General features: G+C 75.3%; 10 protein-coding genes. 4 read left to right on the top strand and 6 right to left on the bottom strand.

Annotated features, from left to right (window positions below; all coding sequences use genetic code 11):
- The first annotated feature begins 37 nt into the window (after nt 1-37).
- The 4 genes from ACPC54_RS06060 (at nt 38) to ACPC54_RS06045 (ending at nt 5,824) form a co-directional block, all read left to right on the top strand.
- Nucleotides 38-1,828, top strand: a complete 1,791-nt coding sequence (locus tag ACPC54_RS06060; RefSeq protein WP_498961695.1) for a sensor histidine kinase — start codon at nt 38-40, stop codon at nt 1,826-1,828.
- Nucleotides 1,825-2,547 carry a response regulator gene (locus tag ACPC54_RS06055; RefSeq protein WP_498961693.1) on the top strand — a complete coding sequence of 241 codons (723 nt, stop codon included), beginning with the start codon at nt 1,825-1,827 and terminating at the stop codon, nt 2,545-2,547. Before ACPC54_RS06060 ends, ACPC54_RS06055 begins: the two co-directional genes overlap by 4 nt.
- A gap of 266 nt (nt 2,548-2,813) precedes the next feature.
- The gene (locus ACPC54_RS06050; RefSeq protein WP_498961691.1) at nt 2,814-4,256 is read left to right on the top strand and encodes a diaminobutyrate--2-oxoglutarate transaminase; all 1,443 of its coding nucleotides are present in this window, start codon (nt 2,814-2,816) and stop codon (nt 4,254-4,256) included.
- The gene (locus tag ACPC54_RS06045) at nt 4,253-5,824 is read left to right on the top strand and encodes a pyridoxal phosphate-dependent decarboxylase family protein (RefSeq protein ID WP_498961689.1); all 1,572 of its coding nucleotides are present in this window, start codon (nt 4,253-4,255) and stop codon (nt 5,822-5,824) included. Before ACPC54_RS06050 ends, ACPC54_RS06045 begins: the two co-directional genes overlap by 4 nt.
- A gap of 69 nt (nt 5,825-5,893) precedes the next feature.
- On the opposite strand, the gene ACPC54_RS06040 is transcribed toward ACPC54_RS06045, so the two are convergent.
- The 6 genes from ACPC54_RS06040 to ACPC54_RS06015 form a co-directional block, all read right to left on the bottom strand.
- Nucleotides 5,894-6,691 (bottom strand): inositol monophosphatase family protein, encoded by a 798-nt coding sequence (locus ACPC54_RS06040; RefSeq protein WP_498962423.1) that lies wholly within the window; start codon nt 6,689-6,691, stop codon nt 5,894-5,896.
- A 240-nt stretch (nt 6,692-6,931) separates the two neighbouring features.
- On the bottom strand, nt 6,932-8,137 hold the full coding sequence (locus ACPC54_RS06035) for a type III PLP-dependent enzyme (RefSeq protein ID WP_498961687.1): 1,206 nt from the start codon (nt 8,135-8,137) through the stop codon (nt 6,932-6,934).
- Nucleotides 8,134-10,029 (bottom strand): IucA/IucC family protein, encoded by a 1,896-nt coding sequence (locus ACPC54_RS06030; RefSeq protein WP_498961685.1) that lies wholly within the window; start codon nt 10,027-10,029, stop codon nt 8,134-8,136. The genes ACPC54_RS06035 and ACPC54_RS06030 overlap by 4 nt, the downstream gene beginning before the upstream one ends.
- Nucleotides 10,026-11,303 carry an MFS transporter gene (locus tag ACPC54_RS06025; RefSeq protein WP_498961683.1) on the bottom strand — a complete coding sequence of 426 codons (1,278 nt, stop codon included), beginning with the start codon at nt 11,301-11,303 and terminating at the stop codon, nt 10,026-10,028. Before ACPC54_RS06025 ends, ACPC54_RS06030 begins: the two co-directional genes overlap by 4 nt.
- Nucleotides 11,300-13,081 carry an IucA/IucC family protein gene (locus ACPC54_RS06020; protein WP_498961681.1) on the bottom strand — a complete coding sequence of 594 codons (1,782 nt, stop codon included), beginning with the start codon at nt 13,079-13,081 and terminating at the stop codon, nt 11,300-11,302. Before ACPC54_RS06020 ends, ACPC54_RS06025 begins: the two co-directional genes overlap by 4 nt.
- Nucleotides 13,078-14,277, bottom strand: a complete 1,200-nt coding sequence (locus ACPC54_RS06015) for an ATP-grasp domain-containing protein (protein ID WP_498961679.1) — start codon at nt 14,275-14,277, stop codon at nt 13,078-13,080. The genes ACPC54_RS06020 and ACPC54_RS06015 overlap by 4 nt, the downstream gene beginning before the upstream one ends.
- Between the last annotated feature and the right edge of the window lie 70 nt (nt 14,278-14,347).

The raw sequence follows: 14,347 nt of genomic DNA, 5'->3' as shown, positions 1-14,347 counted from the left end.
GGGTCGTCGCCCGGCCTCGTGGTGCACACTGGCAGGCATGCCCGTGCCCCCCGCCCCCGCCGCCGCGCGCCGCCGCCTCCGTGCGCCGCGCGGGCTGGTCCACAGCCTGGCCGGGCAGCTGTTCGTCGTCCAGGTGGTCATCGTCGCCGCCGTCGTCGCGGGCGGCGCGGTGCTCGCGTACCTGTTCACCGCCCAGCGCACCGAGGACGCCGCCCGCCGCCAGGTGACCGCCGTCGCGCACGCCGTCGCCGACGCGCCGACCGTCCGCAGCGCCGTCACCGGGCCCGACCCGACCGCCGTCCTCCAGCCGTACGCCGAGCAGGTGCGCATCGACACCGGGGTCTCCTTCATCACCGTCATGGACACCACGGGCGTGCGCTGGACCCACCCGCGGCCCGAGCAGATCGGCCGGCCGTACCTCGGACACATCGACTGGGCGCTCGCCGGGCAGACCCGCAGCGAGACGTACACCGGCACGCTCGGCCCGTCCGTACGGGTGGTCACCCCCGTGCTGGACGACCGGCACCGGGTGATCGCGCTGGTCAGTGTCGGCCTCACGCTGGATTCCATCTCCGCGTGGCTCAGCGGCCCGCTGCTCGCCCTGGTCGGCGTCGCGGCCGGCGCGCTCGCGCTCGGCGGGCTCGGCACCTACCTCGCCAACTCCCGGCTGCGGCGGCACACCCACGGCATGGGGCCGGACGAACTGAGCCACCTCTACGAGTACCACCAGGCCACCCTGCGCTCGGTGCGCGAGGGGCTGATCCTGCTCGACCGCGCGCACCGGGTCGTGCTGTGCAACGATGCCGCCCGCGAACTGCTCGACCTGGAAGGCGAGTTGGACGGACGTCCGGTCGACGGGCTGGGCCTGCCGGAGGCGCTGGTGGCGGCCGTGCTCGGCGCCGAGCCGGTCCGCGACGAGGTGCACCTGACCGCCGAGCGGGTCGTCGTGCTCAACACCTCCACCATCGGCACCGGCCTCGGCCGGGTCGTCACCCTCCGCGATCACACCGAACTCCAGGCGCTCAGCGGCGAACTGGACTCCGTACGCGGCTTCACCGACGCGCTCGGCGCCCAGGCCCACGAGGCCGCCAACCGGCTGCACGCCGTCGTCTCGCTGATCGAACTGGGCCGCCACGAACAGGCGGTGGAGTTCGCCACCGCCGAACTCGCCCTCGCCCAGCAGCTCACCGACCGGGTCGTCGCCGCGGTCGGCGAACCGGTGCTGGCCGCGCTGCTGCTCGGCAAGGCCGCCCAGGCAGCCGAACGCGGCGTCGAACTCACCCTCACCGAGGACAGCCGGATCGACGACGGCGTCCTGCCGCCCGGGCTCTCCGCGCGGGACCTGATCACCGTGCTCGGCAACCTGATCGACAACGCCGTCGACGCCGCCATCGCCGGCGCCGCGCACAGCCCGGTGCCCCCGGAGGTCACCGTCACCGCCCGGATCGAGGGCGGCGACGCCCCCGACGCCCGCCTGCTGCTGCGGGTCGCCGACACCGGCGCCGGCATCGACCCGGCCGCCGTCGAGGACGTCTTCCGTCGCGGCTGGAGCACCAAGCAGGACGGGCGCGGGCACGGCCTCGGGCTCGCCCTGGTCGCCCAGGCCGCCCGGCGCAACGGCGGCACCGTCGAGGTCGGGCGCGAGCGCGGCGCGGTGCTCACCGTGCGGCTGCCGCTGGCCGGGCGGGGGCGCGCGGGCGCAGCCGGCGCGGGGGTCCGCGAAGGGGCCCTCGAAGCGGCCCTCGAAACGGCGCGTGAAGGGGCTCGCGAGGGAGCGCGTGCGGGGGAGCGGGGCGACGAGCGGGAGCGGGAAGGGGCGTCGACGTGACGGGCGGAGCCGGGGCAGGGCCGGAGATCTCCGTGCTGGTCGTCGAGGACGACCCGGTGGCCGCCGCCGCGCACACCCTCTACGTCGGACGCGAGCCCGGCTTCCACGCCGCCGGGACCGTCCACAGCTGCGCCGACGCGCTGCGCTTCCTGGACCGCGCCCGCGCCGCCGGCACGCCCGTCGACCTCACCCTGCTCGACCTCTACCTGCCGGACGGCCACGGCCTCCAGCTCTGCCGCACGCTGCGCGCCGCCGGCCACGCCACCGACGTCATCGCGGTGACCTCGGCCCGCGACCTCGCCATGGTCCGGCAGGCCGTCTCGGCGGGCGTGGTGCAGTACCTGCTGAAACCGTTCAGCGCCGCCGCCCTGCACGACCGGCTCGAACGCTACGCCCGCTACCGCGCGAGCCTCGGGCGCAGCGGCGAGGCGACCGGCCAGGACGAGGTCGACCAGGCGCTCGCGCTGCTGCGCACCTCCGAGCGCAGCACCCTGCCGAAGGGGCTGAGCGCGCCCACCCTGGAGACCGTCGCGGCCGTGCTGCGCGAAGCGGCGACCGGGCTGTCCGCGGCCGCGGCGGGCACCGCCGCCGGGGTGTCCCGGATCACCGCGCGGCGCTACCTCGAACACCTGGTGGACACCGGGCGCGCGGTGCGGGAGCCGCAGTACGGGAGCGTCGGGCGGCCGGAGCTGTGCTACCGGTGGACGGGGAAGGCGTGACGTCCGGTCGGTGAGCCGATCGGGAGGCGGGCGGGGGCCGATCGGGGGGTCGGGCGGAGGGCCGCAGAGCCGGGCGATCGGAGGGCCGGGCGGTGCTCCCGCCGTGCGGAGTGACGTTCGCGCGGCGGCCGTGACCTTTCGGCTCCGCGCTCGTTGGCAGGACCGGGGGAGGTTCACTCGCGCGGGTGGTTCTGAACGCTCTGGGGCATCGCGCCAGGTCAAGAGCTATAAGGTTAGGCTTACCTAACATCATTTGGGGGTCCGTCTTGTCGCTCGCCGCCGTACCCGCCCAGGCCGCTTCCGGGGCCCCCGCCAACGGCGAGGCCATCCTGCGCCGCCAGCGCGTGCGCGAGTCCGCCGCCCGCACGTACGCCCGGTCCTTCCCGATCGTCCCCGTCCGCGCCCACGGCATGACCGTCGAAGGCGCGGACGGGCGGCGCTACCTCGACTGCCTCTCCGGCGCCGGCACGCTCGCCCTCGGCCACAACCACCCCGTGGTCCTGGAGGCGATCCGCCGCACCCTCGACAGTGGCGCCCCCCTGCACCTGCTCGACCTCGCGACCGCGGAGAAGGACGACTTCACCAGCGCCCTCTTCGAGAGCCTGCCCGCCGAGTTCGCCGCCCGCGCCCGGGTCCACTTCTGCGGACCGGCCGGCACCGACGCCGTCGAGGCCGCGCTCAAACTGATGCAGACCGCCACCGGCCGCTGCGGCGCGCTCGCCTTCACCGGCGCCTACCACGGCATGACCGCCGGCGCCCTCGCCCTCACCGGCAACGTCGCCGTCAAGGAACCCCTGCCCGGCGGCGGCGAAGTCGTCCGGCTGCCCTACCCGTACGGCTACCGCTGCCCGTTCGGGATCGGCGGGGAGGCCGGCGCCGACCTCGCCGCCACCTACGTGGAACGCCTGCTCGACGACCCCTCCGGCGGCGTCGTCCCGCCCGCCGCGATGGTCCTGGAAGCCGTCCAGGGCGAGGGCGGCGTCGTCCCCGCACCGGACGGCTGGCTGCGCGCGATGCGCCGGATCACCGCCGAACGCGGCATCCCGCTGATCGTCGACGAGGTGCAGACCGGCGTCGGGCGCACCGGTGCGATGTGGGCCGTCGAACACAGCGGCGTCGTCCCGGACGCGATGGTGCTCTCCAAGGCCATCGGCGGCAGCCTGCCGCTCGCCGTCGTCGTCTACCGCGAGGACTACGACGGCTGGCGGCCCGGCGCCCACACCGGCACCTTCCGCGGCAACACCCTCGCCATGGCCGCCGGGGCCGCCACCCTGCGGTACGTCTCCGCGCACGGCCTCGCCGACCGGGCCGCCGCGGTCGGCGAACGGATCACCGCGCGGCTGCGCGCGCTCGCCGCCGAACTGCCCGTCATCGGCGACGTGCGCGGGCGCGGGCTGATGCTCGGCGTCGAACTCGTCGACCCCGCCGCCGAACCCGACGCCTGCGGCGCCCGCCCCGCCGACCCCGCGCTCGCCGTCCGCGTCCGCGAGGCCTGCCTCGCGCGCGGCCTGATCGTCGAACTCGGCGGCCGCCACGACGCGGTGCTGCGGCTGCTCCCGCCGCTCACCATCACCGACGAGCAGACCGAGGCGGTGCTCGACCGGCTCGCCGACGCCATCGCGGCGGCTGCGGGCGTTCCGGCGGCGGTCCCGGCCGGCGTTCCGTCAGGTGTTCAGGCGGGCGCTGTCGGCGCGAGGGGCGAGCGGTGAGCGGCGGGGTCGGCGCGGGCTCCGGCTCGGGCTCCGGTTCTGGCTCCGGTGCCGGGCGCGGCCACGGTCCGGACGAGGTGCCCGAACTGCCCGACAGCGCCGCCCCGTTGGACGCCCTGGCCGGCGGTGCGGGCGGGCCCGGCGCGCTCGCGCCACTGCTCGCCGCCGTCCTCGACGCGCTCGAAGCCGGCATCGTGCTCCGCGCCGGGCCGCTGCCCGCCGGCAGCCCCGCCGAGATCACCGCCCTGGTCGCCGACGCCCTCGCCGGCGCGAGCGGCCGCGACGCGCTCACCCGGCTCACCGAACTCCTCGCCTACGGCGCCGCCGACCCCGCCGACCCGGCCTGCGCCGCCCACCTGCACTGCCCGCCGCTCGCCGTCGCCACCGCCGCCGACCTCGCCGTCAGCGCCCTCAACCCCTCCCAGGACTCCTGGGACCAGGCCCCCGCCGCCACCGCCCTCGAAACCGCGGTGCTCGCCGAACTCGCCGCCCTCGTCGGCTACGAACCGCACCGCGCGGCCGGCGTCCTCACCTCCGGCGGCACCGAGTCCAACCTGATGGGACTGATGCTCGCGCGCGACCAGAAGCTCGACGGCATCGTCGAGTTGGACGGCATCCCGGCCGGCGTCCGCCCGTGCATCCTCGCCTCCGAAGCCGCGCACTTCTCCGTCCAGCGCGCCGCCGCGCTCCTCGGACTCGGCGAACGGGCCGTCGTCCCCGTCGCCGTCGACCGGCAACTGCGCATGCGCGAAGACGAGTTGGAACGCGCCATGGCCGAGGCCAGCTGGGCCGGACGCACCCCCATCGCCGTCGTCGCCACCGCCGGCACCACCGACACCGGCGCCGTCGACCCACTGCACGCCGCCGCCGACCTCGCCGGCCGCTACGGCGCCTGGCTGCACGTCGACGCCGCGTACGGCGGCGGCGCACTGCTCTCCGAGCGGCTCGCCCCGCTCCTCGACGGCATCGCCCGCGCCGACTCCGTCTCCCTCGACTGGCACAAACTCGGCTGGCAGCCCGCCGCCGCCGGGATCTTCCTCGTCCGGCGGGCCGAGACCTACGTCTCCCTCGCCCGCCGCGCCGAATACCTCAACCCGGTCGACGACGAACAGGCCGGCTACCCCAGCCTGCTCGGCCGCTCCCTGCGCACCACCCGCCGCGCCGACGCCTTCAAACTCGCCGTCACCCTGCGGACCCTGGGCCGCGACGGGCTCGGCCGCCTCGTCGACGCCTGCCACGACCTCGCGCGCGCCGCCGCCGACGCCGTCCGCGCCGAACCGCTGCTCGAACTCCACGCCGAACCGGTACTCACCGCGCTGCTGTTCCGCTACCGGCCGCCCGGCCTCGCGGACCAGGCCGTCGACGAGCTGAACGGGCAGCTGCGGCGGCTGCTGCTCCGCTCGGGGCGGGCCGTCGTCGGGCGCACCGAACTGCCCGGCGAGGGGCCGGGCCGGGTGCGGCTCAAGCTGACGCTGCTCAACCCGCACACCACGGTCGGCGAGGTCGGCGCGCTGCTGCGCGACGTGGTGGGGGCGGGGCGCAAGGTCGCGGGGGATCGGGCCGGCTGAGGCCGGTCGGCCGGGGCGGGGGTGGGGGCAGGGGTGGGGGCCGGTCGGGTTGGCGGGGGTCCGCCGGCGTCAGTCGGCCATGAGGACGGCGCGGGTGAGCTCCCAGGTCGCCGGGTCGGCGGCGACCAAGAGGCCGTCCTCGCAGCCGGGGGCCTCGGGGCGGTACGGGGTGCCGTCCATGCGGGCCGAGACACCACCGGCCTCGGTGACCAGCAGCGAGCCGGGGGCGTGGTCCCAGGGCAGGGTGCGCCAGTAGAAGATGAAGTCGAACCGGCCGTCCGCGACATCCGGGTACTCGATCCCGGCGGCACTGCGGCCGGGGTCGACCTCGCCGAACACCGTGCAGTTGGCCTCCAGGTGGCGGCGGTGCTCCGGGGCCAGGAAACGGGTCTTCATGATGCCGGTCAGCTTGCCGGCGTCGGCGGGTGCGGGCGGGCGGGTCAGTCGGTCGTCGTTCCTCCAGGCGCCGGAGCCGAGCTCCGCGCGGTAGGAGGTCGAGAACGCGGGCTGCCAGATCCACGAGGCGACCGTCCGCCCGGTGCGCACCAGCGAGCACATCACGGCGTACTCGGGGCGGCCGGCCACGAAGTTGGACGTGCCGTCCACCGGGTCGACCAGCCAGACCGCCGGCTCGGAGCGCAGGGCCAGGGCGAGCGACGGGTCGGCCGCGACGGCCTCCTCGCCGACCACCGGGACAGGCAGCAGCTCGCGCAGCCGCCGCTCGATGATCGCCTCGGCCTCTCGGTCGGCGACGGTGACGACCTCGCCGGGGGCCTTCTCCATCACCTCGCCGGAGGCCAATGCCCGGAAGCGCGGTTCCACCGCCTCGGCCGACGCCTCGGCGAGTATCTCCGCCACCTTGTCCATCAGCACTTTCGCGCTCCCTTCACCGGTACCACTCTCCCACGTGCGGGTGGAGCGGGTGGTGGCGGGCCGATGCCGGGCGGGCGGCGGTGGCGGTGGCCGCGGCGGGTGCCGGGTGACGGCGAACAGGTTTCAGCGTTCAGATTTCAGCGAACAGATTTCAGATAACAGATGTTGAAAATTGTCATCTGTCATCTGAAATCTGTTCGCTACGCCGTGTCGCTACCCGCCCAGGCCGTGCCGCTATTCGCCCAGGTAGTGGAACCCGGGGTGCGGGTGCATCAGGAACTCGTGGTGCGAGATGTTCCACGCGTACGCCCCCGCCATGGCGAACAGCACGCGATCCGCCGTCCGCAGGCCGTCCGCCTCCGCCGCCGCCCGGGCCAGGACGTCCTTCGGGGTGCACAGTTGGCCGGCCAGGGTGGCGCGGCCGGTGGTGACGGCGGGGCGCGGCCACGGGTGCGGCCAGGCGTCGACCGGCAGCACCTCGAACGGCTGCGAATGCCCCCGGGTGGCGGGGGTGCGCAGATGGTGGGTGCCGCCGCGGACCACCGCGAAGTCCTCGCCGTGGCTGCGCTTCACGTCCAGGACCTCCGTGGCGTACCAGCCGCAGTACGCGGTCAGCGCCCGGCCCGGTTCGATCCGCAGTCGCAGTCCCGGGTGGGCGTCGAGCAGCTCGGCCAGGCCCTTGCCGAAGGCCGTCCAGTCGAAGCGCGCCGCCGGGTCGTCGTAGTCGACGGCCATGCCGCCGCCGATGTTGACCTCCTCCAGCGGGAAGCCGTGCCGGTCGGCCAGCGCCGCCGACCACGCGACGATCCGCTCGGCGACGGCCAGTTGCTCCGCCGCCGCGAGCCCGCTGGCCAGGTGGGCGTGCACCCCGCGCAGCCGGAGCCGCCCGCCGAGCCGGCCGTCGCCGGTGAGCAGCCGGACACACTCCTCGGCCTGCTCCGGGTCGAGGCCGAACGGCGTCGGCCGCCCGCCCATCGCCAGCGCCACCGCGTCCAACGCGCCGTCGCCGACCGGCAGGTTGACCCGCAGCAGCACGTCCACCGTCCGCTCTTCCTGCCGGTCGGCGAGCGCGGCGGCGAGCCGGTGCAGCTCCTGCTCGCTCTCGACGTGCCAGCGGTGCACGCCGGCGTCCAGGGCGGCGGCGATCTCGGTCGGGGTCTTGCCCGGCCCGCCGAAGGCCAGCCGCGCGCCCGGCGCCGCCGCCCGCACGTGCGCCAACTCCCCTCCACTGGACACCTCGTAGCCGTCGACCGCGTCGCGCAGTGCGCGCAGCAGTGGCGCCTCCGGGTTGGCCTTGGCGGCGTAGTACAGCTCGACCCGCTCGGGCAGGGCGGCCCGGACGGCGGCGGCGTGCGCCCGCAGCGCCGTCAAGTCGTAGATGTAGGCGGGGAGTTCTTCGGAAGCGAGAGACGTGGCGTGGCTGCGGACGGAGGGGGTCATCGGGCGGTGCTCCCGGTGGAGGGGTGGGCGGACGGGTGGACGGGCGCGGCGGCCGGCATCGCGGCGGGCATGCGGGCGGCCTCGGCGAGGACGGAGCCGGCCAGCGGCGAGGGCAGTCGGACATAGCCGGCCTCGCGGTCGGCGCGGCGCTCCCAGCGGGTCAGCAGGTTGGCCTTGGCGGGCAGTGGGACCCCGGCCAGCAGTGCCCGCAGCCGGGGCGGGCGGCCGTGCGCGGCGGCGAAGTCCTCCAGGGAGTCCCGGACGGCCTGCCAGAGCGCGCCCTCCAGGTCGGGGCGCACGTCGGCGAGGGCGGCGAGGAGTTCGGCGACGTGGTTGACCAGCAGGCAGTAGACCACCCGGTCCCAGCCGCGCTCGGCGTCGTAGGTCATCGGGCCGGCCACCTCGGGCGGCAGGGCCGCGAGCAGGCCGGCGTTGTGCTCGGGGACGAGCTTGGTGCCCTCCAGGTCGCGGAACAGCACCTGGGCGGGGCGTCCGGCGGCGTCGACGCCGATGAGCACGTTCTGCAGGTGCGGCTCCAGCACCACGCCGTGGTCGAAGTAGGCCGCCAGCACCGGCGGGACGAGCAGCCGCAGGTAGTCGCGCCACCAGCCGAGCACCGAAGGCGCGTCCGAACTCCCGGCCAGCAGGCGGGAGATGTGGGCCGAGCTGGTCGGGTACTCGTCGGCGACGGCGGCCGCGAGCAGGGGGGTGACGCCGGGGCGCAGCGCGCCGCCCAGGCCGTCCCGCACGATCAGGCCGAAGCCTTCGAACAGTGCCAGGTCGGGGCGGCCGTCCGTGCCGGGCAGGGCGAGGGTGCGGAAGGCGGGTTCGCGCAGCATCGCCGCGTCCGGGAAGCGCCGGGTCAGGTCGGCGAGCACCGGGGCGAGCAGCCGGGTGAGGGTGACGGCGCCGGTCAGCTCGTAGGCGGCGTTCTTGCGCAGGCAGTTGGTGATGCGGACGTCGAGGCTGAACTTGAGGAAGGCGTCCGCGCCGTGCAGGGTGCGCACCGAGGCGGTGGCGGTGAAGTGCTCGCCGCGCGGGCCGAGGTCCAGGACGTCGCCGCGCTGCAGGGCCCGGCGCAGCAGCGGGTGGTCGCCGATCAGCTGGTACTGCCACGGGTGGGCGGGCAACAGCCGGTAGCTGTCCGGGACTTCGCCGAGGCCGTCGAGCAGTGCGGTGGCCCGCTCGTCGGCGCACTCCTCGGCGAGCAGCTCGGCGCGCACCGCGAGGTGGCGCAGCGGGAAGGCGGCGCGGGATTCCGGGGCGTAGTGGCGCCAGTCGCCCCGGGCGGCGGAGCGGGACTTAGGCGCGGGGTGGAAGCGGTGGCCGAACAGCAGGGCCTGCTCGGACTCCAGGTAGCGGCCGGTGCGGTCGGTGCGGGCGGTCTCAGGGTGGTCGGCGTCGACGTGGCGGGTGTGGGCGTGTTCGGCCGCGGGTCGGTCGGTCAGGCCGGCGAGGACGCCCTCGTGGCTGGACGCCACCTGGGCGGTGAACTCCTCGTTCGCGGTGCCGGTGCGCAGCTCCAGTTCGTCCTGGACCTGCTCGGCGAGCGCGCGCCAGTCCAACTCGCGCCAGCCGTCCGGGGTTTCCTCGGAGACCGGACCGGTGAAGCGGTGCGCGCCGAGCAGCGAGGTGCGGCGCAGGGCGACCCGCAGCAGGGTGCCGCGGCGGGGCAGGCGCAGCAGCAGGCGGCCGTCGTCGACGGCGGTCTGGTGCTCGGGCGCGGACACCTCGCGCAGCAGGCAGTTGAGCAGGGTGTGGGCCACCGCATCGTCGGCGGAGGGGAGTTCGGGCGTAGCGGGCGCTGCGGTGGTGGGCGCTGCGGTGGTGGGCAGTGCGGTGGGAGGCAGTGCGGTGGCGGCGGACTGCGGGAGTGCCGTGCGGATGGTCATCGGGTGCTCCTACGGGTCAGGAGGGCGAGGAGGGCGGCGGCCAGGGCGGCGACGGTGCCGGTGACGACGGGTGCGGACGGTCCGCCGCTGCCGTTGACCAGCGCGGCGGTGAGCCCGGCGGCGACGGCGCCGCATTTGGAGACGGTCTCGCGGGTGCCGAACATCCGGCCCGGCGCGCGGCCGCGGGCGGCCTCGGCGGCGAGGACGGCGAGGCAGACCAGGCCGAGGGTCATGCCGAGCCCGAGCGCCGCCCGGGTGAGGACGAAGGCGGGCAGGGAGTGGGCGGGGGCGTGTCCGGCCAGGCCGAGGGCGACGAGGGCGAAGCCGAGGGCGAGGCCGGTGCGGGGTCTCGCCTGGACGGCGCTGTGCACCCGCCCGGCGGTGACCAGGTAGACCAGGTGCGGCAGCGCGAAGAGGATTCCCGCGACCGCGGCGCCGGCGCCCGGTAGCCGCTCGTGGACCAGGGTGATCAGGTAGGGGAAGGAGATGACGGTCGCGAAGACGAACGCGAACTCGAAGGTGTAGAGCAGCTTGAGCGAACCGGGCGGGTCGCCCGCGCGTGCGGCCCGGGCCCCGGTTCCGCTCGCTGCGGTGGCGGTGGCGGTGGCGGTGGCGGTGGCGGTGGCGGTGGCGGTGGCGGTGGCGGTCGCGGTGGAGGCGGCAGCGGTGACGGGGGCTGCCGGGCGGGTCGGCTCCGGCAGGAAGCCGAGCAGCACCGCGGCGGTCAGTGGCAGGACCGCCATCACGAGGTACTGACGGTGCGGGTCGATCCACGGTGACAGCGCGCCCACCAGGATCGGCGCGGCGACCAGGGCGGCGCGGGCGCTGCCCTGCATCAGGGTGAGCGCCCTGGACAGCTGGGAGCCTTCCAGGGCGGCGGCGAGGTAGCCGTTGGTGGCGGAGAAGGTGCCGCCAAGGAAGCCCTGGAGGACCAGCGCGAAGGTGAACGCGGGCAGGCTGTCGGCGGCTCCGGCGAGCAGGAACGAGACGGTGAGCCCGAGTTGGGCGCGCAGCAGCAGCCGCTTCTGGCCGAACCGGTCGGCCAGCCGGCCCCACAGCGGCGCGCCGAGGGCGGTGAAGACGGTCGGCGCGATGTAGAGCAGGCCCGCCCAGTGCCCGTCGTGGTCGCCGAGGCCCGGGAGGATCTCGGTGAGGTACGGCGGCAGGCCGAGGGCGGCGAAGGAGGCGACGAAGTAGCAGGCGGCGATGGCGTGCACCTGGCCGCGGTCCAGCGCGACGCCCGGAGCCCGCCGCGGCAGGGTGTCCAGGCTCATCGCGTACGGCTCTTCGGCAGCAGGTAGTTGGGGCCGTCGGTGTAGTGCTTGTTGATGTCGGCGGCGCCGCTGCGTTCCTTGCTGAGCAGGGTGCCGGCGCTCACCATGGCCTTGACCGGCAGCCGTTCGGCGTCCAGCAGGGCGGTCCGCAGCGGTCGGCCGGCCGGGCCCAGTCGGTCGACCGCGGCCGCGAGGGTGTCGCGCAGCAGCCCCAAGGTCCGCTCCAGCGGGGCGCGGCCGTGTTCGGCGAGGCCGAAGGCGAGTGAGGCCGTGCACAGGTGGCCGGTGATCGTGGTGAACAGGTCGGTGAGCGCCCGGTCCTGGTCGCCGAGGATCCGGGGGTCGCGGAACTCGGCGGCCAGCGGAGCGAGTTCGCCGATCCCGCCGGCGCTCAGCCTGCCGGTGTTGATCCGGGGGCCGTCGTTGTCCTTGTAGAGCAGCCGCAGGCCGGCCCCGTCGAGGACGAGGGAGGTGTTCTGCTGGTGCGACTCCAGGGCGATGCCGTGGCCGAACAGGGCGGTCTGCCAGTCGACCAGCACCCGCAGCAGGTCCTCGTACAGGGCGAGGACGGAGCCGCCGTAGAAGCGGTCGGCGAGGTGGTCGATCACCAGCCGCCCGCCGGGCGCCTCGGCGAGCAGGGCGGCCAGCGGCACGGTGACGGCGTCGTCGAGGCCGTCCGGGTAGCGGCGCAGCAGGACGGCCAGCAGCTCGTCGCCGGCGTGCGCGTAGTGCTGTTCGTCGGCGTGCAGCACCCGTCCGGTGAACCGCGGCTCGTGGGCGGCCACGGTCTCCACCAGGCGCTGTCCGACTGCCCCGTTGACCAGGGTGACCGGCTTGATGGTGCGCCGGTTGCGCAGGCCCAGGGTGGCGGTGGCGACCGGGAGTTTGAGGTGGCAGGACGGGTCCTGGGCGACGGCGACGGTTCGCATCGACAGCGTCGGCAGCACCGTGAGGTACGGCTTCGGGGCGAGCACCGAGCCGGGCGCGATCCGTTCGAAGTCCTCGTCGGCGGTGAGCGGGTGGATCGGGACGGTGCGGAACTCGCCCGGTACGCCCAGCTGTTCGGCGGTCGGCCACCAGGCGGGCAGCGGCCCGTCCCCGTGCGTGGTCAGGTGCGCGGCCGGTACGGCGAGCCAGCGCAGTTCGAAGGCGGGGTGGAACTCCGGTGCGTACGCGCGAAGTTGCGATTCGTCCAGGCCGGCGCGGCCGCGCGCGGTCGGGTAGACCGGGTGGTCGAGGAAGGCGGCGAGGGCTTCGAAGCCGAGTGCGGCGTGCGGGCCGGTCCAGTCGGCGACGTCCGCGCCGTAGCGGGCGGCGAGGGCGGCGTGCACCTCGGGCCGTACCCGGTCGTGCAGTTCGGTGGTGGCGAGGGTCTGCCGGCACTCCTCGGCGAAGGCCAGGTGGCCGGGCCGGTCGAGCGGGTCGGCGCGGTCGGCGAGGCGGGCCAGTATGGCGGGCAGCTCGGTGAGCCGGACGCCGTCCACCTCCAACTCCGGGAGCCGGGCGGCGTGATCGCCCTGGAAGCCGTCCGGGGTGACGGGCAGGGCGAGCGTGCCGTCGCTCAGCCAGGGGCCGTCGGCCCGCTGCTCCAGTGCGCCGCCGGTGCGCAGGCCGAGCACGTCCTCGCGCAGCAGGGCGGACAGGACGCGCAGGGTCAGCTGTTCGGCCGGTGTCCTGGTTGTCGAGGCGGGGGCGGTCGGGGCGCTGGCAGGCGTCGGGGCGGCAGGAGTCGGGGCGGCAGGAGTCGGGGCGGCAGGCGCCGGGGCGGCCGGGGTCATGAGGCGATCTCCCAGCGGTTGGCGGCGATGAAGTCCGCCACGGCGGCGTCCACCGCGCCCTGGTCCGGGCCGACCGCCCAGACGATGCCCAGGTAGTCGCGGTTGGTGCGGTAGAGGTCGTGCCGGGCGCCGACCTCGCGGACCGGCCGGTAGGAGAGGGTGACGCCGTCCGACCGCCGCTCGAAGTGCGGCTCGGGTGCGGCGGTGAGGGTGCCGGAGCGGTCCGCGCAGACGCGCTCGTGGCGGGCCCGCAGGTCGGTGCGCGCGCCGAGGTCGGCGGGCAGGGCCTCGCCGAGGTGGGTGCGCAGGACCAGCTCGAAGTAGGGGAGCCGGAGGATCTCGGCGAGCATCAGGTCGCACTGGTCGCCGATGGCGCGGTAGTTGACCTCGATGATGCGGGCGCGGCCGTCCGGCTGGAGGACGAACTCGGTGTGGCAGGCGCCGAGTCCGACGCCGAGCGCGTCGAGCTGGGCGAGCACCTGGTCGACCACCGGGCGGGGGTGCGCCGGGGTGAAGGTGAGGACTTCCTCGATGAAGTCCGGCGGCGGGGAGAGTCGGGTGCGGAAGCCGCCGAGGACGTGCCGGGCGTGGCCGTCGCCGAGGGTTTCCAGGGTGCACAGTTCGCCGGCCAGGAACTCCTCGACGACCAGCGTTGCGCCGGGCCGCCGCTGCTGGATCTGCTTGACGCGCAGGGCGAGTTCGGGGGCGTCGGCGACCAGGGTGACGTCCTCGCTGGCGACGCCCTCGCGCGGCTTGACGATGCAGGGGAAGGGCGGGGTGAGCCCGGCCGGGTCCTGCCCGGGGGCCAGCTCGGCGGACCAGACGCGGTCCAGGCCGGTCTCGGCCAGGTGGCGGCGCAGTTCGCCCTTGTTCTTGGCCCGCAGTGAGGCCTTCCAGTCCTTGCCGGTGAGGCCGAAGTACTCGGCGACGAGGGCGGTCTGGGTCTGCAGGTGGTCGCTGTTGCTGAACACCGCGTCGGGTATGTGGTGTTGGGAGATCGTGCCGATGACCTCGCGGAAGTCCTGGACGTCGCACTCCAGCACCTCGCACGCGAAGTCGGCGTCGGCGTAGGAGCGCCGGTGGTCCTCGACGTGGTCGGTGAGGACGGTGACGTCGAGGCCGAGCCGGGCGGCGGCGGGCAGGAAGCCGCGGGTGACCGAGTCGGTGGGGTTGAGGGCGAGCAGGTAGAGCCGCATGGGGTTGTCCTCGGAGGTGTGGCGGGCGAAGGGCGGCGAACGGTGAACGGCGAACAACGAACAGCGAACA

This window comes from Kitasatospora sp. NPDC094028 (genome assembly GCF_049543595.1).
Classification (GTDB): Bacteria; Actinomycetota; Actinomycetes; order Streptomycetales; family Streptomycetaceae; genus Kitasatospora.
This window is presented reverse-complemented; position numbering and strand designations above follow the sequence as displayed.

What these genes read in the sequence shown, in the direction of transcription:
- ACPC54_RS06060 (WP_498961695.1), top strand. Translation starts at nt 38, where the DNA reads ATGCCCGTGCCCCCCGCCCCCGCCGCCGCGCGCCGCCGCCTCCGTGCG.
- ACPC54_RS06025 (WP_498961683.1), bottom strand. Translation starts at nt 11,303, where the DNA reads ATGAGCCTGGACACCCTGCCGCGGCGGGCTCCGGGCGTCGCGCTGGAC.
- ACPC54_RS06015 (WP_498961679.1), bottom strand. Translation starts at nt 14,277, where the DNA reads ATGCGGCTCTACCTGCTCGCCCTCAACCCCACCGACTCGGTCACCCGC.
- ACPC54_RS06040 (WP_498962423.1), bottom strand. Translation starts at nt 6,691, where the DNA reads ATGGACAAGGTGGCGGAGATACTCGCCGAGGCGTCGGCCGAGGCGGTG.
- ACPC54_RS06020 (WP_498961681.1), bottom strand. Translation starts at nt 13,081, where the DNA reads ATGACCCCGGCCGCCCCGGCGCCTGCCGCCCCGACTCCTGCCGCCCCG.
- ACPC54_RS06035 (WP_498961687.1), bottom strand. Translation starts at nt 8,137, where the DNA reads ATGACCCCCTCCGTCCGCAGCCACGCCACGTCTCTCGCTTCCGAAGAA.
- ACPC54_RS06030 (WP_498961685.1), bottom strand. Translation starts at nt 10,029, where the DNA reads ATGACCATCCGCACGGCACTCCCGCAGTCCGCCGCCACCGCACTGCCT.